Raw genomic sequence first — 20,888 nt, 5'->3', positions numbered from 1 at the left:
GTGCTGCTGCCGTGGCTGATCCCGCAGCCGCAACCTTGCTTGCCTGGGCATCATTGGCGTATCCCTGGGCAGTGGATACCTTACCCTCCATCTGCTGTACAAACTGCTCATACCAACTTTGATCCGGCTCCGGTATGCCACCGCCTATCTCCAGGCCGTCATGGATGGTATATGTTGCCGGCAGGGTTTTCCAGACGGTCCGATCCCCCACACTGTTGGTGCCGGTTGCATAGATCATCATCTGTATTGCTTCTGGCTGTTGGGTTGCCTGTCCGGGTATCATCCAGCACATCCTGACGTAATTGTCCGACCAGGATACATTGCAGGGTACGCCATCGCTGCCACCATAGGCTGTCTGGTAGTGGATATACAGATTTTGCTTGGTCAGATCCATGGCGTCATCATATCTGGGCAGCTGGAAGCCCACAAACTGGGCGTTCTGCTCGCCCCGGACGGATACCTGGTCATTAAAGTCTGCAATACGCTTGTTGGTGACCGGGACATACTCCGGCTCCGCGTACATGGTGTAGGATGGATAGTTGTTATCCTTGGTCCATGTCTCATCCCCGGCTGCATAAGCCTGTTTTGTAAGGATCTCGTCTACTGTTGCCATGCCTGTCCACTCCCCCTTTCTTGTTTGATCGTGATCAGATTGGTGGTAATCCGCTGGCCGTTCTCTCTTTGACCAACCACCCCTATTTTAAATTGATCATAAGCCGCCACTTCATCCGGCACAATGCAGGCCCCATCTCTGATCAGTCTGCCAACCTCCGGGGATTGCAGATACGGGTAAAAAGCTGCCACCCGGACCGTATCGTCCCAGTCTGGCCCAAACTCAAACGCCACCTGGAGATACCCGGATGTCCCAGCGATAATGTTGCTAAAATCACAGCCAGGAGCCCTCGTCAACTCCTGGCCGGATACTCTAAATCTTAGTGTCCTCATAGCATTGCCTTTCTGTTGCAATTACCGTTTCACTCCCGGTCCGTTGCCGGCATCATCCAGGATCCCGCCGGCAGGCTTAGACGGTACTACTGTTACCGGTATCTCCTCCTGCACTGGGGGAGCCGGATTGTCGTCACGCTCATCAGCTTTACCGGTTGTTGGCCCAGTTGTTACATAGGTGGTGTCCTGGGTGCCCTTGGGCCTGGCCTTCTGCGCTGCGTCATTTCTTCTCTGTTCCTCTGTCCTCTTGTCTGCTGCATTCTTCCTTAATACTGCCATAATATATACCTCTCTCTTTTCTGGTGCTGGGTTGATGGGTTTCATCCGGCTCTAACCCTGCCGGCGGAAGATTGAGGACCACCTCCTCTCAGGCTCCGGTCTTTACGTCCAGTTCCGGCAGTCCCTTGATTGATGTAAGGATGGATGCCACCCCTGCTAATGCAGCCGTGCCGACCACTGTTTTCCAGTCAACCGCCGTGATTGTGGCCGCCGCTGGAAGCATTGCCACCGCTGTCTGTGCCATTGTCTTAACTGCCCTTACTCCTGCTGCCCTTGCCCATTCTTTTAACTCATATTTCTTCATGTCCTACTCCTCTCTTTCTTTTTCCAGGTCGCCAATCCTATGGTTGACAACCTTAATCTGCTCCTGGATGACTGCCTGTGACTCCTCCAACTTGTATGTACGCTCAATCACAGTGTTGTGCTTGTCCACTTTTTTCTCCAGCTGCTCAATCCGGTAATTAGTCAGCTTAGCAGAAGCCAGGACGCCTATAAAAGCCCCAAATGCACTCCCTGCCAGGCCGATAAGTGCCACCATGATGTCTGTGGATATCTGCATATCATATACCTCACCTTTCCTTATATATAAATCCTGTTGATATATCCAGACCAACCAAAAGCAGCATAGTCAAACCTTATCTTAGGTTTAAATGTAAGCGACCTTGGCATGGTGAAACTGAATCCATTAGCATATGAAATAGTAGACATATCAATTTGCGTGAGCAAAGTACCTGCATCGTCCTCTAAATAAAAATATCGTCTGCCAGACTGCCCAGCACCAAAACTACCGCTTATCGACCCGCCTACAATTGTCAACTTTTGCCCTTGCGTTAACGTGTATGATTTAGTGGATGTGAGAGTAAAACCGCTACCTAAAGCAATCCGATCCTGCTGAAAAGTTGATCCATAAATTGTAAACCCAGCATTATTCTGGCCATTGATATACAGGTCTCCGGCATCACCCACCCAGCCCTGGAAAGTGCCTGTTACTTTCCGTCCGTAGATTGTGACGGTCACGCCCTTTTTGATAATGCTTGCTGCTGGCAGGGAGAATCCGGGGACGGCAATGTTCCCCGTAAGATAACCACCTCCGCCTACTGTCTGCTGGCTTGCTCCCGGTGTGATGGTCCGGCCTGCTATATCAGGCATAGTGCCATTCTGGGCATTTCCGTCTGCATCCACATAGACCTTATTCTTGCGTACATCCGCCGAGTTAACCGTTATCTGGTCAAGGTCATGACCACCATCTCCGCCTAAACTGATCGGCACATGCGCCATTTAAACCACTCCTTTCAGGCCAAGCGTAATGTCGACCGCTGGCTTTTGTGTTGCCCTTACGGTTATCTTCCCTGCTCCAGTCTCTACATCATAAATATAAGATACGGCTTTATTGATAGCCTTCTGTTGCGCCCTGGTACAGTTTGTTGGGTAGATGATACCCACGCCGGGGACGTCCTCCTCTGTAATCCCAGCCACTGCCACAACCTGAGTATATGGTGCCGCGCTTCCTGTCCAGGCGGCTGCAGTAAGGGTTACATTCCTGCTGCCTTGGATGCGGTTCACTTCCTCACCAATCTGCTGCAGCTGCAGTGCTCCAAGACTATCTCCCTGTTGCGTATACATCGTCACGTCCCTGATATATTTCTTACCATCCGGCGCATCCACAATGCTGTATAACCGCTCTCCCTCAAATATGTCATCTTTCCAATCGACCTTCAAAACTTACCGCCTCCTAATCTTATTGACAGCCTTTTTCTTCCAGATATCTGCCCGGTCAGATTGTTGTATATCAAAAGACAGGCAGATTCAATCCGGTTAAACTCCTTATAATCTGGCGTGGGCTGATTCGGATAATATGTCTGCTGCTCACCGATCACAAACGGATATGTATGGACCGGCAGGGCAGCCAGATTGGCTTCTATGGTATTGATTTCGTCAGCATAGATATAGTCTGTATAGGCCTTGTCCGTCCCCATATCTGTCAATGTGTACGCCTTGTATACCTCCAGGGACAGTTCCCGTAGGTAAGTGATATTGTTTTTCCAACGGTTATAATCTTGCATGTTAACCTTGTCCCCCTGTTTCCAGTTGGTCTTAGGTGTCTGCCACGCCATCAGCACCACCTCCTATCATGTTTTCAAGCCTTGACAACCGCTCCTCCAAGCTATCTATTTTACGTTGCTGTGCCTGTATCGTCTTAATCAACGGCGCCACAAACTCCTCATAACGCAGCCCATACTCATAGATAGGGTTACCATCCTTATCCAACACAGGGCTTAACTCCCCGGTCCGTTCGTCTGCCTGTTCCTTTGGACTTTTGACAAACCCAGCAAAGTCTTCCGCATCTATCCCCAAAGCATCCAGCAGTGTCTCAATGTCTTGCGCGATTAAGCCCCAATGGGTACGTCCAGATGTCCCATCATTGTATTTGTAGGTCACCGGCCTTGCGCCCATGATCAGCGCAGCTGCCCGCTCCTCATCCAGTTCCGCCTCGTCATGTTTTTGGTTACGGTCTGACGTGGAGATGCTGGCTGCCGTGGAATATATCTGCCCCCAGCGTAGTGATGATGTGCCCAGAGTAAATGTCCCGTTTGCCACCGGATACAATGCAGATGCAGATAGGTAGGCTGTTTTGCGGTTGCTTATTGTATTGCAGTTGGCCACTAACGCAATGCTGTTATCCGATGTAAGATACATGGTTTCACCAGCGCTTATCCCCTGGGCATTATACAGGTTCGTAGCACTCTCACCGGAGCCGACATACATGTTGCCGCCCCCCTCCAAAATGACCTCGGAACCGTAATTGTATTCATCCCCATCATCGTATACCTTGAGGACTGGACGGTTGTTTTTTCCATCATATGCTTCAAGAGTTTGGCTAAACCTTAGTCTGCTGTTAAATATGGCAATCTGAGGACTAAAAGTCGTCCCTCCGTCCGTTGAACTATAGACAGTGATCGTCCCATTCGCTTGCAGCTGCAGCCGGTACATGTTCCCATTGTCGGGGTTTTCAGACTGTAGACTTGCCCAACCTGTGTCACCAAAAACAATCTTGTTATTTAAACCCCCAGCTATGTTGATACGCTCATATAAATCGTCCAATCTAACTTTCATCCGGGGGATATCTGTGGATTGCCTCTGTCCCTGCCCCTCGTAACTGGCATTCGCTTCCCTCGCCATCTCTATCCCTCCTGTCCTACGGCTTTTCTGGCCTTAATCGTGCCAGACAATGCCCCGCCATTGAAATTCAGCTTATGCTCGTACAACTGCACTTGCAGCCCATCTACATATCGATTCTCTAGGAATACAATATCCCCTGCATCCAGCCTCGGTTCTCCGCGGTACGCTATGTCGTACTCAATGTCATTTTTGAAATAGTTCCCCAGCCAGTCCGCCTGCAGCTGTGCCAGGTCCTCCTCGCTGATTAGCGGATTGTTCCACTCCTCCACGGTGCCGGTTGTATTGATGGCCTTGGAATATAGCTTACTGGTCACCACATAGGCCTTGCCGTCCACCACAAACTCATGCTCCCCGGTCAGCCTTGATACGTCCACGGATGCATAATAGTTACTGCTGCCTGTGATGGCAAGTGGCTGCCCATCAGCTGTGGCCGTGATATCATAGGACGCTTCGGAAAAGTAAAATGTATATATGTCATAGTCAGTTACATCTACCATCTCCTGGAAGATGTTTTTGACCTCATCTGTCTCACCATAGATGCTTCGGACCACATCCACCCGGCTGACTTTTTCTTTTTGCCGCCCAACCGGTGTCTTGGTCATGACACGGTAATCCATGTTGTAGTCCGTCACATCCCCGAAAACTACAGAGTCCACAAAGATCCGGCTGTTGGGCTGGCCCTGGGTAAACTCAAACTCTATTGTGTCAAATTGCGGAAACTCATGCTCTATCAGGTTCTCAGGGCCAAACGGTCCCGGCACCACATAGCTTTCCTGCAATGCCCCCTCAAAGTATGTATGTATGATCACACCCTGGGCCGGGTTGCTGGAAAAGTTAAGGCGCAGGCTGTAATAGATCATGGCTGCCTCTAAAACAATTGTAAATTTCGGATTATGCTGGAAGTCCCCATCTGCATCCGCAACCTCCGCAGATGCAAACCCGGCGGCCAGATATTGACCGGATCGCGGCAGGAAGTACATGGTCCCGTCTGCTCTCCAATGATCCTGCGACATAGTGGCATACTCATACTTTGTCACGCCATTGACCACGGACGGGAGGTTGCTCCATGGTGCTGCATCCTCTGACTGCACGATCATGCGCTCCGGGGATATGACAGTCACAAAAGCTGCCTGGATGCGGATGATTCCCTTCCGGTCCTGATACAGCTTGCACCGGCCGGCATTGGCTATGATCTGTAAGCACTCCTTGTGTGTCACACAAGGGAGCGGATTGTATACCGTGACCTTTGTCAGGTACTCATCCAGTTCATAGGCCCTTTCATCCAGCCCTGCATCCGTCAGGACATCCAGTGCCAGATCATACAACGTGATCCCTTCCGGGCGGTACAGGCCCCGGTAATATATGTCACTTAGATCATCTATCTTATCTTTGCTGTTAAAACTCATCATGGTGTCATCAGCTTCCCAGTCCGACAGATAGGTAACACAGCCGTCCATCCATACCGTCTTATCATCCCGCACATCATACCCATAACGGACCGTGACCTCTTGCCCCACCTCCAGGTAATGGATGGCACTTGCTTTGTTCTCTACGTCAAACATGCGGTTGTAATTCTCAATCTGCAGGCTGAAATCTACCGTGGATAACTCCTCCGTCACCGGGCTGATGTATTCGGTTTTGGTGGATTTCATGATTTTCTTATTTTCAAAGCTGATACCTATACCCATAAGCATCTTCTGGATCCGCAGCCTTCCTTGCCCGTTGACCATCTTTGTAGGCGTGATCAGCAGGTATTCCGTCCCATCAAATATCTCATCGGTTGTCCAATAACTCAGTGTATTGCCGGTATATTCTACGGTTTTGATCCCATTGGCAATACTAAAATTTACCGGGTAATTTCGTCCCCAATTGATAGTCAGGCCACGGATATCATAGGCCGCCCCAAACGTAAAGCAGATAGGCCCCAACAATCCCTTTGAGATAACACCATTGTTGTACAGGTAATCTACTGCCTCGGGCCGGGGTGGAAATACCATGGATCCATCCGCCCTCCAATGATCCTGCTCCAGGGTGGCGTATTCCAGTTCCACGTCATAGTTATCCAGGAGCCGGGTGAAGTTGGACAGGTAGCTATATTCAGCACCATGTTCTTCAGCTACCGCAGAATCCTTCTGGGCTACCTGATTGATGACACCTATGGTTACTACCATGTAGGATTGATTGCGGGGGATCAGTTCCATGGACTGCTTGTATTCTTGTGTTGCTGATTGCATTATTCAATCACCCCGCAGTCTACGATATTCACTTTGCAATTCTGGTACAAGGTTGGGAGGCCGTCTGCGTCAAATTCAATCGGTTCCGCTGTCCGGTTCCCTGGATACATCTTGATGGTGATCCAGTTATTGTTGACCATATCCGGGATCCGCGCAACGACCACAAACTTTTCAAACTCCTTTAACATATCCGACCAGGTCTTTGCATCCAGCAGTTTCCACTGGAGACTGTCAAACTTATACTGATCACGTCCGACCTTCTGCCCCACAAACTCCCCCAAGGCGTTCTTGCCCTGAGATACATTTGTGGCCACTGTCAACTTTCCGCCTTTGTCAGGACCCGGGAACGCCCGGCCATTGATTGTGATGATTGCCATGTGTTACCGCCTCCTTATGTACTTCCAAATGAGTAACCACTGCGCTTATCCAGTTCCACCAGTTTCTTTTTGATCTCCCGGATATCAATGTTCACCGTCAGGTCCATCCGTTCGATCAGGTCAATGATATTTCTTAACAGTTCTACCATCATTCCCAAATAGTACTCGCTCATGTTGCTGTTGTTCTGCTGGGATGCTAACGCCACAGCCCGATCCACCATCTCCTGCATCTTATCCTCAGGCGCCACGATCTCACCGTGGTGCCGGTTATCGCCGATCATTGCAAGCTGCGGAGTGTTGGCACGGACGAAACCGCCCTGGGCCAGACGCGGGAGGTTGATATTTGGAATGGTTGGTATCAGGTCCGCACCAATTCCCGGCACCTTGTCGGCCACCTCATTTACAGCCTCTATCATGGCATTAATCGCGTCAATTACTCGATTGGCCATGTTCTCCACACCATCAATGATCATGTTGATGATACCCTTTATATCCGCCCAGACACCATCCCAGGTTTCTTTGGTCTTGGTTCTTACTGTGTCCCATACACCTGTAATTGCATCTTTCATGGCTGTGAATTTCTCATCCGCAGCCGTCTTGATTGTATCCCACAGGCCTGATACAAATTCTTTAATCCCTTCCCAAATTTCAGATGTCTTGGTCTTAACATTCTCCCAGGCTGTGCTAATGGATGTCTTAATGGTATTAAACAACGTACTGGCCAGGGACTTAATGTTGTTCCATAAACCATCAACGAATGACTTAATGGCGTTCCATACTGCGGAAGTTTTTGTCTGTATTGTTATCCATGCATTGGAGACACAATTTACAATCCCGTTCCAAACTTCCTGCCAGCTTACATTAAGATTTTCTGTCAGAAAGGTGATTATCCCCGTTAATACATCAATGACTCCGGTAACAAAATCAGCCACAGCTCCTACGACTACCGAAAAAACCTCAATAATTACTTCAAAGGCCGCAGAAATATACGGTGCCAGTGTATCAATGAACCACTCGGCAAAAGGCTTAAGCTTGGTTTCCCACGCCTCCATCATGCTTGCTATCGCAATCTGTACAAATTTGGAAACCGCTTCTATCAATTTATCAAAAGACGCTGCTAACCCGGCAAATGGACCATCTCTTAATACCTGTATTGCCTCGCCTGCCTTCTGTAACGCGGGGACTAACCACGCATTAAAAGCATCAAGGATGAGACCTACTGCATCTGATATCACGGTTGTGATAAAACCGAAAACAGGCCTAATCACACCATTATATAAATCATTAATCTTCTGCCCAACATATGAAACCGCATCTGCTATAAGTCCTATTATGGGAGCCAAGAAGTCAGCTAATCCTGATAGAGCTTCAACAATCTTGTCCTTATTGTCAATGATGGGTTGAACGAACAATGCGATGAGGTCACTACTAAAATTCATCAATAGTTCAGTGACATTAAGGAAGGTATTGCCAAATATGGCAATGATGTCAGCTCCTATCTGCTGAAAACTATCAAGCCTTAATACCTCAAATATTTTTCCAAGGGCCTGAGCAAAACTTCCTGCTAGCTTAGCTATCTCGGACCCGGCATCAAACAGGGATACCAATTTCTTCTTGATAAAGTCCTTATTCTGGTCGAGATATTTCGCAATCGACCCAACCAGAAAATCTGCTATGGATGCCCCAATACTGGCTGCGGATCCCGCAATTTTACCCAGGTTAATGGCCAGGATATTGGCAAACCGGGTGGCGGCCTGCTCCACCTCCGGGGATGTAAATATCTCTGTCAGGCTGTCCTTGATGCTCTGGATGGATTCCTTCATACTGTCCAGGACGGACATATCACCAAAGCCAACCTTGAACCCTGCCATAAACAGGTTCTTGAGTTCATTCGCCTTTTCGATCAGCCCAGCATATTTGCTATCCATCTCATCCACAGCCGAGGTATCAACCTCACCCATATCAAACTCGTCAGCCGAGTACCCGCCATCCGCACTGCCTCCGGAACCACCGCCTCCGGAATCCGTATCAGGGTTAATGATATTGAGCTCATCAATCCCTGTGGTAGCACTCTTCATGTCCTTAGCGGCCTTTCTGGCTGCATTTCCTGCCCCTCCGGCTGCTGCTCCTGCTTTATCCGCAGACTGGGCCATTGCATCCATTCCAGCTGCTGCCGCAGATGCTCCGCCTCCGCCCTTCTTCCCGGTCACCATCTCTGTAAAGGCCTTAAATGCATTGGCCAGGCTCATAAGCTTACTGATGATGCGGTTGATCACCTGAATGACTGGGGTCAGAACATTGATCAGCCCCTGACCAATTGTGGCTTTAAGGCTGTCAAATTGCAGCTTGAGGACACGTACCTGGTTTGCCCATCCATCGCCCGTTCGGATAAAGTCACCGGAAGCCAATGTCAACTGATCTTGCACGAACTTGTACCGCAGGGCCACCTTTTCCATCTCTGACATTTTGGCTGTGGTCTTTCCAAAACCATTGGCAAGAGCGTAGCTGTCCAGGGCACTCTGGGTCATAACAATACCCAGATCCTTAAGTGTCTCTGTCTCACCGGTAAAGACTGACTTCAGCTTGGTATAGGCTTCGTCCTGGCTGATGTTATAAAAGGACGCCACATCTCCAGCCAGACCAGTCAAGGTCGTGGACATCTCATAAGCTGCCTGCTCTCCAAGGCCAAACGCCTTGGCCATTGCACCGAAGGTACCTGTGAACTTCTTAGCCATGGTTTCGGACAGGCCAAAGGAGGTTATAGCGTTCTTGGCGAAGTCATCCACCTGTTTGGACATTCGCGGAAAGGTAACATCCACCACGTTCTGTACTTCCGCCAGGTCGGATCCCAGTTCTACACAGGCCGCGCCGAAGTCCCATATCTTTTTAACCGAAAATGCAGCCGCCAGGGCCAGTCCAGCCTTTTTAGCCATGGACTGGATGCCCGCCATCTGCTGCTTGAATTGATTCTGATTGACCACAAGGTCAAGGCCAATCTGGCCAACGCTGTCAGCTGCCATATATATCACCTGCCTCTATCTAAAAATCAGACATCGGCACGTAATGGCACTACTTGTCCGGGGTTAACACCACCTCAAATTCCTTTTTACAATCACGCCCTTTACAGCGGACAAAAATACCGGTTGACTGGGCTGACTGTTTATAATATATCGGCATCCGGTACCCGCAGTATGGGCACCGCACCTGCTTTCTTATCTTTTCAATCCCTATCTCCTCCTTAACCGCACATGGCCGCAAACATCTTTTCAAGGTTTTCCATCTCCTTATCAAAGGTCTTTTCGTCCATCTCTTTTGCATCTCGGTTGCGCCAATCATCATAAATCCGGCGCTGATCTACCGTAAAATGTTTGATGATATTCTTGTCTTTCTCGGATCGGATGGCTACAACTCGGCCCAAGGCAGTCTCTGGGGACAAACCGGCAATCAATGCCTTAAATTCATCCCAGGAGACTGTTTCAAAATCCTTGGTTCTAATTCTCAACCCATACTGTGACAGAAAACTGGACACGATCAGGTCCCAGTCCTCAAACATGTCATAGTATGGGTCACTGCTCTCCCCCGGCAGGTTCCTCCACGCCGGAAATAAGCTGCACCGCCTCCTGAACCACGATGATCAGATCCTTGAAGTCAAGTTTCAGCTTCTCCAGTTCTGTTTTGGATTTTCCCGAAAAGATCATGTCATAGGCATCCATGATGTCCTGTGCGCCCGGATCATCACTGGACATCAGATTCATGACCTTAAGCATGGTTGGAGCATCTGCATTGACCTCTATGGCCTTACCCTTGATCACCAATGATGGATTACCTTCAAAACTCAGTTTTTCTGTAATGTCTACTTTCCTTGCCATTCTTTAATCCTCCTTATACTGCTGGCGCCGCCGGTGTAAAGGTTGGCTTACCGTAACTGGCCACCTCAAATTCCAGTCCATCTATGTTTGTGGTATCTCCACCACCTGGCGTTGTCACGTTTACAACTACATCACAGGCAAGGGTGGCCCCCGATACCATGGTCCACTTAAACTTAGTCATTACGTCCTGTCCAAATTTCCAGGCAAGGCCTGCAATGTAATCATTTCCAGGATCGCCTACCGACCGCTTACCCTTAAAACTAAATGACAACTTTTTACCTGTCATAGCTGCCTTAGCCCATCCAGCAGCATCCATAGCAAACCATTCCTCCATGGTCCCGTCAATGGATGGTGCAAAGTTCTCAAGGTCAGCCGGTGTCACCATCTGTTCGTCCGTGCTTTCAAGTCCGTTCGTGCCGAACTCAAACTTATTATTGTGTACCGGAAATACTTTTCCTGCTGCATCTGCCATCTCTCATACCTCACTTTCTTTGATATACAAAATCCAGCCATATCACATATTCATACACCCCATTATCATCCGTTCCCACGTCCACCGGCTCCGGTACCTGGAGGATGATGCAGTTGATGGGAGTATCCCCTATGGATAGGCTGGATACGTTTTTAAGTTTCTCATATAACCCATAGGCGGCCTGTTCTGATGTTCGTACATCCTTATCCCAATGGATCAGGAGGGATATACGCCGGATGTCATAGCTACTGTAATCATAGCCACCCAGAGCCATCACAGGAGGACCGCTTCCCTGCCGGTGGTACACACCAATGGAACGATCCTTCTTGTTGTTCAGCTTCCCGATATAGACATTCTTGCCATCTGCAATCCCTAAGCCAGCTATGTACCCCCTGATATCATTTAGCGTCAGCATATTTACACCCCTGTCATAGTCTTAAAAATCTTTTTATACGTATCTCTGGCATAACTTTTCTTCACCCCATCTATGTAAGGTTCCAGCCATTCGCCCTGGGCATTTGCATTCTCATCGTGACTGAAATCATATTCCGGATGATAATATAAGCGCCGCGCATATGGCGTATTGTATTCCAGCCTTACCGTCCCCTTATTAATCAATCCCGTACTTGCTGTTACCGATTCTTCCAGCGTTCCTACATCCCTAGGGACTATCTCTGCTTTTTCAATATCTCGTTTCATAGCCTCCATGGTCATGATGGCCGCCTGCTTCTGGGCCTTGGTCATAAGCAGAATCATCTTATCATTCATCTTTACATTGACCTTCACCTTTGCCATCAGATCACCTCCAGCTGGCAGTAGTTCACGGACCCATCCGGGTTCCTGGCTTTCATCCCCTGTTCAATCCTCCGCTCTTCCCCAAATATAGTAACGGTACCCCCGCTTAAGGTTGGGAAGTCAGGGGCAATATCCCCAGGGAGCATGGCTGTACCAGTTATCTGTACCAGCTTCTTTTCGGTTGTCAGAATGGTCTTGGCCCGGTCCTGGAAGTTACACTTTAGATCCAGGTCCAGTACTCTCTCTGGCTGACCATAATTATCTGTGTCCTCAGACTCAAGGTGGATGTGTATATCCGTCCTACAGAGCCGTTTTGGCACTAAGCATGGGTATTTCATGGCCTCACCTCGCTAACCGGCAGCATAGGCCTGTCTGGGACAGCAGGGCGTACACATCGCGCTTCATGGCCACGCCTTTGTCCGTATAGATGTTCCAGCTGCTGCCAAACTGGACGGATGCCCCATTCAGACTGTAGCTGGACAGGATCGTGTTGATCTCATCCGCATTTTCATACTCAAAATCGGCTTGCTGGCAGACAACCTCCTGGATGACATCCTGTTGAAAGGCCGTCAAGTCGGAAAATCCCCGGCCCACAATGCGGTTGTAGGTCAGGGAATCAATGTGACGGCTGGCCTGTCTAAGGGCCTTGTCCAGTTCACTCATGGGGATCACCGTGCCTTTGTATACATCACAGTAGTACTCATAGGTGACATAGGGTTCATAAAGCATGTTACTCACCCACCTTTTTCGCCGTCCTCTTTTCAGGTCTTTCTGCTGCTTCTGGTTCTTGTGCTTCTGGTTCTGGTGTTTCCACCTCATAGCCATGATCTCTAAACCAATTCAGCAGACGAGGATCATCAGTCTCACCCGCGCCATTACAAAACGTCACGCTGGCAGAGACTCCCGTGTAGTTCTTATTCGGTGCGTATACTTTCATATTAGCCCCTCCTTATTTCACTTTAATGTTGCGGAATACTCCTGCAGCCTTAGAGGCTTTCAGCGCAATCGCTGCATTCATCTCGACCTCACCGGTCTTCACCGCTCCCGCTGTTGTAAAGTCAGGCAGCCAGGTCTGCACCGGTGCCATACCTGCAAAGGATACGCCATGTAAACCATCCATGGATAGGCGGGCCACATACAGGGAGGTCGTTCCTTTGGTCGTGTCCGTTTTGACTACATCATCATTCGTTCCTGGCTTTGCCCCCAGGTCCACAAACGGGATGTTGCCATAGGACTCCACATTTGTTCCCCAGTCGCTCTTAGTAACCTGGTACATGGCTGCTCTCCTGGCGCATGCTCGAAGTTTAGAGATCAGTTTTGTGTTGCCAGCAATGAATGATGGTTCACCGTCCAGGCCACGCAGGAACTCATCCAGCATATCAAGAAAGTACTGGAAGTTATCTGTGACAAGCTGGGAAGTGGAAAGGTCAATCACCGTGTCTCCCGTATTGTATTCCGTTGTGCTCCCGGTAAGTGCCTTATCCAGACCGTCAAATGCATTCGTATCTACCGCTTCATCTCCATTAATAAAGGTGTCATTAAACAGCGCCTGCGCCGCCTTGATCTTTTGAGACTGCTGTAATTCTACCTCAGATACGATACCGCCCATGTTTGCGATCACACGGTCGATCTGGTAAGACCCACCAAATACCTTAATATCTACAGAGTGTCGCTCCTTTGTCACTTCACTGGGTGTATACTCCGTATTGATTGCACGGAACTGAGCCGTTGGCTGCGTCTTAAGCCTTGTATAACTGTATGTTGGCGTAGCCCCTCCACCAGTTGGAGAGACAGCATCGTCAAATGTAATGTGATCCAGGATCCAGTTGGACTTCCGGAACTCATCAATAACTCCCATCTGCAGGTCGTCCTGCACGTTCTTTCTTGCTTCTTCTAATGTGATTGGCATAGTCTCATCTCCTTAATTTTTTTGCTGTGACAGCTGTGGTGCAATCTTTGCCTCAATGGCTGATTTCATGCTTACCTTGCTATCATCATTGTTGGGTTTCGGATCCTGCGGGCCTGCGCCTAATGGCCGGAAGCCGGAAGGTTTCGGGCTGCTTTCTTTAAACAAGAATGGCTTTGATTCCTTGATTGTCTTCAGCTGCTCGTCCAGTCCAGTGATCTTTCCGTCATCGGACAAAATTAACTTCGACTTATCAAACAGTCCCGCCACAAGGTCTGCGTCCTGGGCAGAATCACCAAGCGCCAGTTTAATGGAGGTAGACAGTTTCAATTCTTTCATATCCGCCTCATACTTCTCCTTTGTCGCCTGATTATCCGACTGCAGGGAAGCGATCTGCTGTTTCAGCGCATCCATGTCGCCTGTGGAATTTTTAAGAGTTTCCATCTGCGTATCCCTCTCCTGAAGCTGTGTTTTAGTCTGTTCCAGTTCTGCTTTAGTCTGTTCCAGATCTCCCTTAGCAGACTCAATATCACTGCCATTTTCAGCCATGATACTATCAACCTGCTCCTTGGTTAGGCCCATATCCTCTAAAAATTTTCGTTTCATACTGCTCCTTTCTCACTACGCTTTTATACGGGGTCGCATCCCATGTGGTGGTAGTTTTACGCCGTGCCGGGCAAATTTGGATATAAAAATAACACCCAGGATGATCCCGCGTGCCTATCGCAAATTATAACCCGTCCGTTTCATGTTTGATTTCATCTTCATCCAGATGTGCCGTAACATTCATGGAAACTTTCGTCACTGCCGGCTCGTAAGTTGCGAGGAAAATGTCTGGCTTACAGGGATATATCTCTCCGGCTATCCCCTGGATGATGTAGTCACCCACGCTGGCCTCATGGATTCCTTCCAGCGTCCGAATCATGAGTTTCACATCCAGTGTCCCTGCATTTTCAAACCACGCAATCCCGTTTTTAATGGCCCTAATAATCCACACAGGGTCTTCCTCCTGCTCCGACCCTCCCGTCCATTGAAATGCCTCAATTACCACCGGTTTCTTTCTATATTTCATCTTTACCTCTCTTTCCGTTGCGATATTGCAACAATAAAATACCACCTGCCATTACTGACTGGTGGTATCATGTTTCTTTTTATATTCTTCCAGTTCTTCTTTTGTCGGCATCGGAATCACAATATCATCATGATCCTGAGCAAAAAACGTCCCTTTTGGATACTCGCTGATTGGACGATCAACGTCCCGAAAACTCACTATATGCTTTTCTTTCATTTTTCCTCCATAAAATACGTAAAACCATACTTTGATGTCAGTTTATCTAAGGTGCGCCTCTGATATTCAATTGAGTAGTCATTATCTGTTGTAATCCGACCAGACAATACCTCTTCATACATTTCATTCTGTAACGATAACTGGATCTCAGAATATTCTTTTTCCAACTTTTTAAAAGAATTGATTTCTTCCGGCCATTCCGCAGGCTGTCTTATGACATACACCCCATCACGACCAATAGCACGCAATTCTGTGATACCTGTTCTGCCCATCATATCAATATCATCCACTGAAAAGGTAGCCCCGCTTGGATGATTATGGGTTAACACGCCGCCTGGCATTAACGCTGTCTCTTCATCGGTATACACAATCCTGTCTTTTTCTCCGCGTTTCTTTAAGATGCGGTTTCCTTGGGAATCGTACAATATCCCATATTCATTTTTATGTCCAGCAATGGAAGCCTCGTCAAGCCTACGTCTTTCAATTGCAGCATCCGGCCACCCATCTGTTTTAATTATACCAGAGTCCTGATACTTGGCAAGCCTTCGTTTCCAGCCTTTTTCTTTTGCCTTATACATGGTCATGTTTTCAGGAGATAATGAGTGTTCTGACAATCTTTCATACTTCTCCACCTGCCTTGATACATACTGCTGCTCTGCTTCCTTCTTGGACTTTATACCGATGTTTTCTATTTCCTGTTCCGTAAAGCTACCTTCCGGCGGCTCTGTAACACCCGGAATGTATGTGCTAAGATGGTCCTTGCAGTTTGGATGGAAAAAACCTGCTTTTAAGGCCTCGCTCACCAATGGGTACGGTCCGTCTGACTGCTTTCCTCCACTCCATACATCATCAATCAGTACTTTATCCACAAACGGAAGACACAACGGACAAGCGTTCAGACGCTTCTTGGCAATCACGGTTGATATTCCCAGGTCTTTCCTCACCTGCCCGTCTGCATAGAGTTGGGCGCGTTTACTGGATGTCCTGACAACCATTTCTGCATACGACTTGATGTTGACACGCCTGCCATTCCTGTACTCTATGCAGTTGATTCCGGCAGTCAGGAAATCTTTTGTGGCCATGTCAACGGCCTTCTCGTAAGTTCCGGCTCCTGATATGGCATAAGTCTGGGCATTAAAGATAATCTTTCGATATTGATCATCAGCCATTCTAAGCATGGCCGCCTCCGCGGTCTGCATATCCGAGGTAGTCGCGTGTACCAGGGCATCCAGGCGCTTATCATTCGTCTGGAAGAAGTCTTTACTAACTTTACTGCCGAATGGAAGCCTTTCTGTCAGTCTCTCTTTCATACGTCTGATGTTGTTTGGGATATTGTCTCCATACCGCTTCTTTATGGCTTGTAGAATCTCAATCTCCTGTTCCAGTCCACCCTCTTCATACGCTTGCCGGATTATTTTATCAATAGATTCATTGATGCTGCCAAATTGCCCTTTATATTTCTTTCGATTCTTTCTCTTATATCGCTCTAAAGATTCTAATTGTTTAGCCTGCCACATTTCCCATTGCTTTTTATTCTCCACTTCTTCCACTCTGTGGTTTTTCATGTTGCGGATCATGGATTTAATCAATTCATCTTCAATGGCCTCAAAGGCAGCGCCAATATCATACTCATTATGTTGCACTCATCAGCGCCCCTTCCGCTCCAAGCGTACCTCCTTCTGACAGATACACGCCCTTGTTGGAATGCACTTTGAACCCCTGAGACTTAAACTGACGCGTCAGACCCTTAAGCTGTGTGATGCTGCTGCATTTGTCACAGCGCAACTCCGCATACCCCTGCTTCTCAATTGCGTAGATCCCGAATGGTACCTGTTCCTTTGCCACCTGTAACAGCCCCTGATACTCCTTCTGGCTCATTTGGTACAGATGGTTCATTACTTTTACCTTCATCCGCATATCCTCCCTCCATATTAAGCCGAAAGCCGCCGGCAGCCGTATTGATTCCGGGCTCATCTACCTCCGCGACACCCTGCTCCTTTTTGATCCGCTGAACCTCCTCCGCCTTTTCCTCGTCAGTCATGGTATCACCATACATCTCATCTACAGCTTTCTCCGTGCTCATGACACCGTAATTTTTCGCTTTTCCGACCGTCTCTACTGTGCTATCAAAATCCGGAGAAGCATACTCGCCAAACTTAACTGATGCCTCATATTTTCCCGGCGTCTGGCCAATCATGTTGTCATAAGTCATCATAACGGCAGATACCAACTCCGGGATCACCTGGGTTAAGATGTCCACGATCTTGTTCCGGGTGTGTAGAGTGATTTTTTCCTTTTCTCTTTGTGACTCCGCATTGTCAGTCTTTTTTAAATCGATCCCTAGCGTTGCCGGTGAAATGATGCCCTGGATTGCCAGATCCAGGAATCCACTATAGCTGTTCACATATGCCTCGTAGGATATCTGCGGTTGGGATATCTCAATCTTATTTCCGGTGTCTTCCTTTTTCATGGATCCTACAGCTATGTAGTCATTATCAAAGTCATTAGGTTCGATCAGATGCCCGTCTATTGGATTTCGTGGGATCATGTCCTCTGGTATGTACCGATTGATCCTGCCCTTCCTGATTGCATCCAACCACTGGCTGATTACTTCATCCAGGGCATCCAGGTTATCGCTTTTTGTGTCAAAGAGCGCCTTTCCTCGCCCCTTCCAGCGGTTTGAGGAAAATATGATGAGCGGCACCGCCATGATAAAATCCCCCTCAAACCCTGTATCCTCATAGACCGCGGTTTCCTCCAGAGTGTCCAAAGGCACCTCTTTTCCCGTCTCATCCAGTAACCGGCATCTCACATACCCCTTACCGTAAGTCTCTTCCAGACGATACTCTTTTTCACCATCTTTGTACGGTGTATAAAACAGGATCTCCTGAAGACGCCCCCGGCGATAATGAAAGTCCACCACGTCAGCCTCGTAAAACTCAATTACCGGGTACTGGCTGACCTCGTCAAGGCTGATCTTAAAGGCACCGTCACCAGATGACAGGGCCCCAGCTACCGCCTCCCCCAGAACGTTGGTGAAATTGTTTTCCTTCGCTATAAGGTCCCAGCGCTCCCTGATCGGCTGCATTGCTCCTTCCTCGCCAAAGCTAATATCATCCAGGTCTTCGGTGACAATGTCCTTAAACCGATCCACAACGATACTAACAAGGCCGCTATGGATCTTCCTGACCTTACGGAATGGTACCGCAGCCCAGAACCTCGCCATATCATATCCGAGATCTGTCGTCTTCTTGAAAAACTGCTCAAGCTCCGCCGGTTCTCCTCGGTACCAGATTTTATTTTTCAGGACGTTCTCCTGGAAGGAAAGCGGCTCCTGAATTACAATCTTACGTTTCTTTGCAGGGATCAGTTTTAAAATCCCCGTGATCATGCTCTTAAACCAGCCCATCAGGCTTTCCTCCTTCCTATGCCGATCTTGACCTCATACGGAAGCCAAGCATACTGCACGCTGTTGACCATGTGATCGTTCTTGTCCTCCGGCGTGTTGTCCTTGTCCTCCAGCCAGCTATACACCTCCAACTCATGGATATAGTTCTTGCAGGTGTCCACAATGTAGAAGCACGGCTGAGATCCTGCATCAGCAAACCAGTTCAGCTGATTATTGATCCTGTCAATAATCTGCTCCTTCTTCCACGCATCATTAAAGTTGTAAATACACCCATTCAGGCGCTTGTATTTCAAGAACTCCGTGATCGTAGCCTGATCAGCTGAATCAATGAATGTGTCGCGGGTAAAGCCCCATTCCTGCCGATTACGTTCCAAAAAATCTATAAAGTTGCGGACTGTATCTGTGGGAGCCAGGGGTGTACCCAGCACTGCATTGTTGTAGACCTTCTCGTCAAGGACAATACAGGTTCCCTTGTTGGTGATTCCGATAAAACTCATTGAGATAGTATCCGGGGACTTCTGGGAATAGGCAGTATCCAGTCCAGCCGAAAAATACATGAACCATTCTGTCTGGTGGTTGTTGTTGGAATCCTTAACAAATGCCTTGGCCTGCTTGACTGTGATCACATGCTTAGACCGCTCGAAGTTGCTGAAGATCAGGCCGGTTGCCTTGCCTCTCAAGCCCTGGATCTTGTTCTTCCAGATCTTTGTGCCCTTCGGCGTGTTGGTCATGATCTGATCCAGTTTCTCCTTACTCAGGCCCAGGTTATGAGCAAAAGAAAAGAACCAATGTACCCAACCGGGCTTTGGTTCTTCTTGTAGTTCATCCATTATTTCTTTTGGCGTCTCGTCTGCCCACTCTGGAAGCGGCCTGGAGCAATTGATGTACTCCTTGTACACATCCAGGCCAGGATCGTCCGGATTAAGCGTGGCCATCAGGTAATCACTCCGCATGGCGGCCTCACGGACAAACTCTATATCGGCCGTGTTGATCTCGTCAATATATAGACAGCCGTACTGGCCACCCAGGGCATCCTTCCACTTGCGCTTATTGCCATAGCCGACCACGAATATGATCTTATCGCCGCCCGATGTGTGGAACAACAGGTGTGGCATCTTATATTCCCCAGATCCGTTGCCCTTGTACTCCACCAGCACGCCAAAGTCATCCAGGATACCCAGATCCTTCTGGATGATGTTCTTCTCGGCGGCTCCGGTATCGTCCGCGGCCAGGATGTGCAGCTTCTTGGGCGATTCAGCCACCTTGAGCATGAACTTGAACAATCCAACCGTGGTCTTACCGGCTGCCGTGGTTAAGTTCCCTCAAGGAACTCTGTTGGCGCATCACATCGCAGGAAAGCCTTATACTTATCTGACAGCAATAATCGTTCAGAACTCATGAGGAAACATCACCTCCCCGCATCTGCTGGAGCAGGTCATCCAGTTTGGTCTTTTCTGTGTCAAGCCCTCCTGACAATTCGATCTTATCCTTGAACATGCCCAGATGGCGCCCAATCAATTCCAGGGCCTTAAGCTTATCGGAGAGTTTATATTTCTTGACATATCCAACAAATTCTTTATCCTCTCCAGTCCCCTCATAAACATCCATCACTTCCAGACCAGCAATGCACGCTGCCGTCTCGTCATCTAAACCGGTAATATCTAACGGTTTTCCGCTATCGTCAAACAGTCTCCTGATATCGAAGAACCCCAACTTTGCCAGTTCCTGCAATACTCGGTCCTGAGTAATCTCGGTACGCTTCTCTCGCTCCTTCATTCGTTCCTGAATGTAGTTTTCAACCTCAGCATTTCTAAGCAACCTACCACCATTTGTAGCCGCGACAGTATCCTTCCTTACCCGTGGATACGCCACCTTGTAAGCCCTGGTGGCATTCAAGTCTATCAGGTATTCATCTGCAAATATTTTCTGTTTAGGCGTTAATGCCATGGACTCACCTTCTTTTATGTTTGTTTTGTAAGGAGGCCCCGGACGCCCTAAGTTTCAGACGCCGGGACAAATATACCAAAGGCACCCGCCTGTATGGTGGATGCCTCTTTTAACGAATCTAGGTTATATAGTGCTCTCTGGCAGCGCGTACGCAATGACCTAGAATCAGTTTAAATCCCCAAAAAAA

28 protein-coding genes and 1 pseudogene are annotated in these 20,888 nt (G+C 48.5%); all 29 read right to left on the bottom strand.

Going from position 1 to position 20,888, the window contains the following annotated elements; all coding sequences use genetic code 11:
* Positions 1 to 613: pseudogene (locus ABID13_RS27690) on the bottom strand (hypothetical protein); the annotation flags it as partial.
* Entirely contained in the window at positions 601 to 945 is a 345-nt protein-coding gene (locus ABID13_RS27685) for a hypothetical protein (protein WP_048931041.1), read from the bottom strand. The gene ABID13_RS27685 and the pseudogene ABID13_RS27690, both read right to left, overlap by 13 nt.
* Before the next feature lie 21 nt (positions 946 to 966).
* A complete protein-coding gene (locus tag ABID13_RS27680; protein WP_156200207.1) occupies positions 967 to 1,224 on the bottom strand; it encodes a hypothetical protein in 258 nt (85 codons plus the stop codon).
* An 88-nt stretch (positions 1,225 to 1,312) separates the two neighbouring features.
* Positions 1,313 to 1,528, bottom strand: a complete 216-nt coding sequence (locus ABID13_RS27675; RefSeq protein ID WP_048931017.1) for a holin — start codon at positions 1,526 to 1,528, stop codon at positions 1,313 to 1,315.
* Between the two features lie 3 nt (positions 1,529 to 1,531).
* Positions 1,532 to 1,783, bottom strand: coding sequence for a hypothetical protein (locus ABID13_RS27670; protein WP_048931016.1), 252 nt, complete (start codon positions 1,781 to 1,783; stop codon positions 1,532 to 1,534).
* A gap of 20 nt (positions 1,784 to 1,803) precedes the next feature.
* Positions 1,804 to 2,502, bottom strand: coding sequence for a hypothetical protein (locus ABID13_RS27665; RefSeq protein ID WP_053095377.1), 699 nt, complete (start codon positions 2,500 to 2,502; stop codon positions 1,804 to 1,806).
* Positions 2,503 to 2,943 carry a hypothetical protein gene (locus tag ABID13_RS27660; protein WP_048931015.1) on the bottom strand — a complete coding sequence of 147 codons (441 nt, stop codon included), beginning with the start codon at positions 2,941 to 2,943 and terminating at the stop codon, positions 2,503 to 2,505.
* Positions 2,940 to 3,338, bottom strand: coding sequence for a hypothetical protein (locus ABID13_RS27655; RefSeq protein ID WP_048931014.1), 399 nt, complete (start codon positions 3,336 to 3,338; stop codon positions 2,940 to 2,942). Before ABID13_RS27655 ends, ABID13_RS27660 begins: the two co-directional genes overlap by 4 nt.
* Positions 3,319 to 3,990 (bottom strand): tail fiber domain-containing protein, encoded by a 672-nt coding sequence (locus ABID13_RS27650; RefSeq protein WP_161797472.1) that lies wholly within the window; start codon positions 3,988 to 3,990, stop codon positions 3,319 to 3,321. Before ABID13_RS27650 ends, ABID13_RS27655 begins: the two co-directional genes overlap by 20 nt.
* Positions 3,991 to 4,406: 416 nt before the next feature.
* Complete coding sequence (locus ABID13_RS27645) at positions 4,407 to 6,638, bottom strand: hypothetical protein (protein ID WP_048931012.1); 2,232 nt, start codon at positions 6,636 to 6,638, stop codon at positions 4,407 to 4,409.
* Entirely contained in the window at positions 6,638 to 7,015 is a 378-nt protein-coding gene (locus ABID13_RS27640) for a hypothetical protein (RefSeq protein ID WP_045093899.1), read from the bottom strand. Before ABID13_RS27640 ends, ABID13_RS27645 begins: the two co-directional genes overlap by 1 nt.
* 14 nt (positions 7,016 to 7,029) lie before the next feature.
* The gene (locus tag ABID13_RS27635; protein WP_048931011.1) at positions 7,030 to 10,035 is read right to left on the bottom strand and encodes a phage tail protein; all 3,006 of its coding nucleotides are present in this window, start codon (positions 10,033 to 10,035) and stop codon (positions 7,030 to 7,032) included.
* Between the two features lie 218 nt (positions 10,036 to 10,253).
* The gene (locus ABID13_RS27630) at positions 10,254 to 10,568 is read right to left on the bottom strand and encodes a Gp15 family bacteriophage protein (RefSeq protein ID WP_048931009.1); all 315 of its coding nucleotides are present in this window, start codon (positions 10,566 to 10,568) and stop codon (positions 10,254 to 10,256) included.
* Positions 10,569 to 10,581: 13 nt separating this feature from the next.
* The gene (locus tag ABID13_RS27625) at positions 10,582 to 10,884 is read right to left on the bottom strand and encodes a hypothetical protein (RefSeq protein ID WP_048931008.1); all 303 of its coding nucleotides are present in this window, start codon (positions 10,882 to 10,884) and stop codon (positions 10,582 to 10,584) included.
* A 13-nt stretch (positions 10,885 to 10,897) separates the two neighbouring features.
* Positions 10,898 to 11,356 (bottom strand): phage tail tube protein, encoded by a 459-nt coding sequence (locus ABID13_RS27620; protein ID WP_048931007.1) that lies wholly within the window; start codon positions 11,354 to 11,356, stop codon positions 10,898 to 10,900.
* 10 nt (positions 11,357 to 11,366) lie between these two features.
* Positions 11,367 to 11,771, bottom strand: coding sequence for a minor capsid protein (locus ABID13_RS27615; protein WP_048931006.1), 405 nt, complete (start codon positions 11,769 to 11,771; stop codon positions 11,367 to 11,369).
* Between the two features lie 2 nt (positions 11,772 to 11,773).
* Positions 11,774 to 12,151: a hypothetical protein gene (locus ABID13_RS27610; RefSeq protein ID WP_048931005.1), complete on the bottom strand. Its 378-nt coding sequence runs from the start codon at positions 12,149 to 12,151 to the stop codon at positions 11,774 to 11,776.
* Entirely contained in the window at positions 12,151 to 12,489 is a 339-nt protein-coding gene (locus tag ABID13_RS27605; protein WP_048931004.1) for a hypothetical protein, read from the bottom strand. The genes ABID13_RS27610 and ABID13_RS27605 overlap by 1 nt, the downstream gene beginning before the upstream one ends.
* Positions 12,490 to 12,493: 4 nt before the next feature.
* On the bottom strand, positions 12,494 to 12,880 hold the full coding sequence (locus tag ABID13_RS27600; protein WP_048931003.1) for a head-tail connector protein: 387 nt from the start codon (positions 12,878 to 12,880) through the stop codon (positions 12,494 to 12,496).
* A 1-nt stretch (position 12,881) separates the two neighbouring features.
* Positions 12,882 to 13,088 carry a hypothetical protein gene (locus tag ABID13_RS27595; protein ID WP_048931002.1) on the bottom strand — a complete coding sequence of 69 codons (207 nt, stop codon included), beginning with the start codon at positions 13,086 to 13,088 and terminating at the stop codon, positions 12,882 to 12,884.
* Between the two features lie 12 nt (positions 13,089 to 13,100).
* Positions 13,101 to 14,060, bottom strand: a complete 960-nt coding sequence (locus ABID13_RS27590; RefSeq protein WP_045093908.1) for a major capsid protein — start codon at positions 14,058 to 14,060, stop codon at positions 13,101 to 13,103.
* A 12-nt stretch (positions 14,061 to 14,072) separates the two neighbouring features.
* The gene (locus ABID13_RS27585) at positions 14,073 to 14,663 is read right to left on the bottom strand and encodes a phage scaffolding protein (RefSeq protein ID WP_048931001.1); all 591 of its coding nucleotides are present in this window, start codon (positions 14,661 to 14,663) and stop codon (positions 14,073 to 14,075) included.
* Positions 14,664 to 14,787: 124 nt separating this feature from the next.
* Complete coding sequence (locus tag ABID13_RS27580) at positions 14,788 to 15,129, bottom strand: hypothetical protein (RefSeq protein WP_048931000.1); 342 nt, start codon at positions 15,127 to 15,129, stop codon at positions 14,788 to 14,790.
* Between the two features lie 51 nt (positions 15,130 to 15,180).
* Positions 15,181 to 15,345: a hypothetical protein gene (locus ABID13_RS27575; RefSeq protein ID WP_197092213.1), complete on the bottom strand. Its 165-nt coding sequence runs from the start codon at positions 15,343 to 15,345 to the stop codon at positions 15,181 to 15,183.
* On the bottom strand, positions 15,342 to 16,988 hold the full coding sequence (locus tag ABID13_RS27570; RefSeq protein WP_048930999.1) for a phage minor capsid protein: 1,647 nt from the start codon (positions 16,986 to 16,988) through the stop codon (positions 15,342 to 15,344). Before ABID13_RS27570 ends, ABID13_RS27575 begins: the two co-directional genes overlap by 4 nt.
* Entirely contained in the window at positions 16,978 to 17,190 is a 213-nt protein-coding gene (locus ABID13_RS27565; protein ID WP_242849304.1) for a hypothetical protein, read from the bottom strand. The genes ABID13_RS27570 and ABID13_RS27565 overlap by 11 nt, the downstream gene beginning before the upstream one ends.
* Complete coding sequence (locus ABID13_RS27560; protein WP_156200204.1) at positions 17,150 to 18,754, bottom strand: phage portal protein; 1,605 nt, start codon at positions 18,752 to 18,754, stop codon at positions 17,150 to 17,152. The genes ABID13_RS27565 and ABID13_RS27560 overlap by 41 nt, the downstream gene beginning before the upstream one ends.
* Positions 18,754 to 20,025: a hypothetical protein gene (locus ABID13_RS27555; RefSeq protein ID WP_330376815.1), complete on the bottom strand. Its 1,272-nt coding sequence runs from the start codon at positions 20,023 to 20,025 to the stop codon at positions 18,754 to 18,756. Before ABID13_RS27555 ends, ABID13_RS27560 begins: the two co-directional genes overlap by 1 nt.
* A gap of 124 nt (positions 20,026 to 20,149) precedes the next feature.
* Positions 20,150 to 20,701, bottom strand: a complete 552-nt coding sequence (locus tag ABID13_RS27550; RefSeq protein WP_045093912.1) for a terminase small subunit — start codon at positions 20,699 to 20,701, stop codon at positions 20,150 to 20,152.
* Positions 20,702 to 20,888 lie beyond the last annotated feature (187 nt).

Source organism: Enterocloster citroniae (assembly GCF_040545455.1).
GTDB classification, from domain to species: Bacteria; Bacillota; Clostridia; order Lachnospirales; family Lachnospiraceae; genus Enterocloster; species Enterocloster citroniae.
Note: the sequence above shows the minus strand (reverse complement) of the source record. Positions and strands in the feature narration are given on the sequence as shown.

Bases quoted from the DNA above. Each gene is read 5' to 3' on its own strand.
- ABID13_RS27685 (WP_048931041.1), bottom strand. From the start codon at position 945: ATGAGGACACTAAGATTTAGAGTATCCGGCCAGGAGTTGACGAGGGCT.
- ABID13_RS27680 (WP_156200207.1), bottom strand. From the start codon at position 1,224: ATGGCAGTATTAAGGAAGAATGCAGCAGACAAGAGGACAGAGGAACAG.
- ABID13_RS27675 (WP_048931017.1), bottom strand. From the start codon at position 1,528: ATGAAGAAATATGAGTTAAAAGAATGGGCAAGGGCAGCAGGAGTAAGG.
- ABID13_RS27670 (WP_048931016.1), bottom strand. From the start codon at position 1,783: ATGCAGATATCCACAGACATCATGGTGGCACTTATCGGCCTGGCAGGG.
- ABID13_RS27665 (WP_053095377.1), bottom strand. From the start codon at position 2,502: ATGGCGCATGTGCCGATCAGTTTAGGCGGAGATGGTGGTCATGACCTT.
- ABID13_RS27655 (WP_048931014.1), bottom strand. From the start codon at position 3,338: ATGGCGTGGCAGACACCTAAGACCAACTGGAAACAGGGGGACAAGGTT.
- ABID13_RS27650 (WP_161797472.1), bottom strand. From the start codon at position 3,990: ATGTATGTCGGCTCCGGTGAGAGTGCTACGAACCTGTATAATGCCCAG.
- ABID13_RS27645 (WP_048931012.1), bottom strand. From the start codon at position 6,638: ATGCAATCAGCAACACAAGAATACAAGCAGTCCATGGAACTGATCCCC.
- ABID13_RS27640 (WP_045093899.1), bottom strand. From the start codon at position 7,015: ATGGCAATCATCACAATCAATGGCCGGGCGTTCCCGGGTCCTGACAAA.
- ABID13_RS27635 (WP_048931011.1), bottom strand. From the start codon at position 10,035: ATGGCAGCTGACAGCGTTGGCCAGATTGGCCTTGACCTTGTGGTCAAT.
- ABID13_RS27630 (WP_048931009.1), bottom strand. From the start codon at position 10,568: ATGTTTGAGGACTGGGACCTGATCGTGTCCAGTTTTCTGTCACAGTAT.
- ABID13_RS27625 (WP_048931008.1), bottom strand. From the start codon at position 10,884: ATGGCAAGGAAAGTAGACATTACAGAAAAACTGAGTTTTGAAGGTAAT.
- ABID13_RS27620 (WP_048931007.1), bottom strand. From the start codon at position 11,356: ATGGCAGATGCAGCAGGAAAAGTATTTCCGGTACACAATAATAAGTTT.
- ABID13_RS27615 (WP_048931006.1), bottom strand. From the start codon at position 11,771: ATGCTGACGCTAAATGATATCAGGGGGTACATAGCTGGCTTAGGGATT.
- ABID13_RS27610 (WP_048931005.1), bottom strand. From the start codon at position 12,151: ATGGCAAAGGTGAAGGTCAATGTAAAGATGAATGATAAGATGATTCTG.
- ABID13_RS27605 (WP_048931004.1), bottom strand. From the start codon at position 12,489: ATGAAATACCCATGCTTAGTGCCAAAACGGCTCTGTAGGACGGATATA.
- ABID13_RS27600 (WP_048931003.1), bottom strand. From the start codon at position 12,880: ATGCTTTATGAACCCTATGTCACCTATGAGTACTACTGTGATGTATAC.
- ABID13_RS27595 (WP_048931002.1), bottom strand. From the start codon at position 13,088: ATGAAAGTATACGCACCGAATAAGAACTACACGGGAGTCTCTGCCAGC.
- ABID13_RS27590 (WP_045093908.1), bottom strand. From the start codon at position 14,060: ATGCCAATCACATTAGAAGAAGCAAGAAAGAACGTGCAGGACGACCTG.
- ABID13_RS27585 (WP_048931001.1), bottom strand. From the start codon at position 14,663: ATGAAACGAAAATTTTTAGAGGATATGGGCCTAACCAAGGAGCAGGTT.
- ABID13_RS27580 (WP_048931000.1), bottom strand. From the start codon at position 15,129: ATGAAATATAGAAAGAAACCGGTGGTAATTGAGGCATTTCAATGGACG.
- ABID13_RS27575 (WP_197092213.1), bottom strand. From the start codon at position 15,345: ATGAAAGAAAAGCATATAGTGAGTTTTCGGGACGTTGATCGTCCAATC.
- ABID13_RS27560 (WP_156200204.1), bottom strand. From the start codon at position 18,754: ATGGGCTGGTTTAAGAGCATGATCACGGGGATTTTAAAACTGATCCCT.
- ABID13_RS27555 (WP_330376815.1), bottom strand. From the start codon at position 20,025: ATGCTCAAGGTGGCTGAATCGCCCAAGAAGCTGCACATCCTGGCCGCG.
- ABID13_RS27550 (WP_045093912.1), bottom strand. From the start codon at position 20,701: ATGGCATTAACGCCTAAACAGAAAATATTTGCAGATGAATACCTGATA.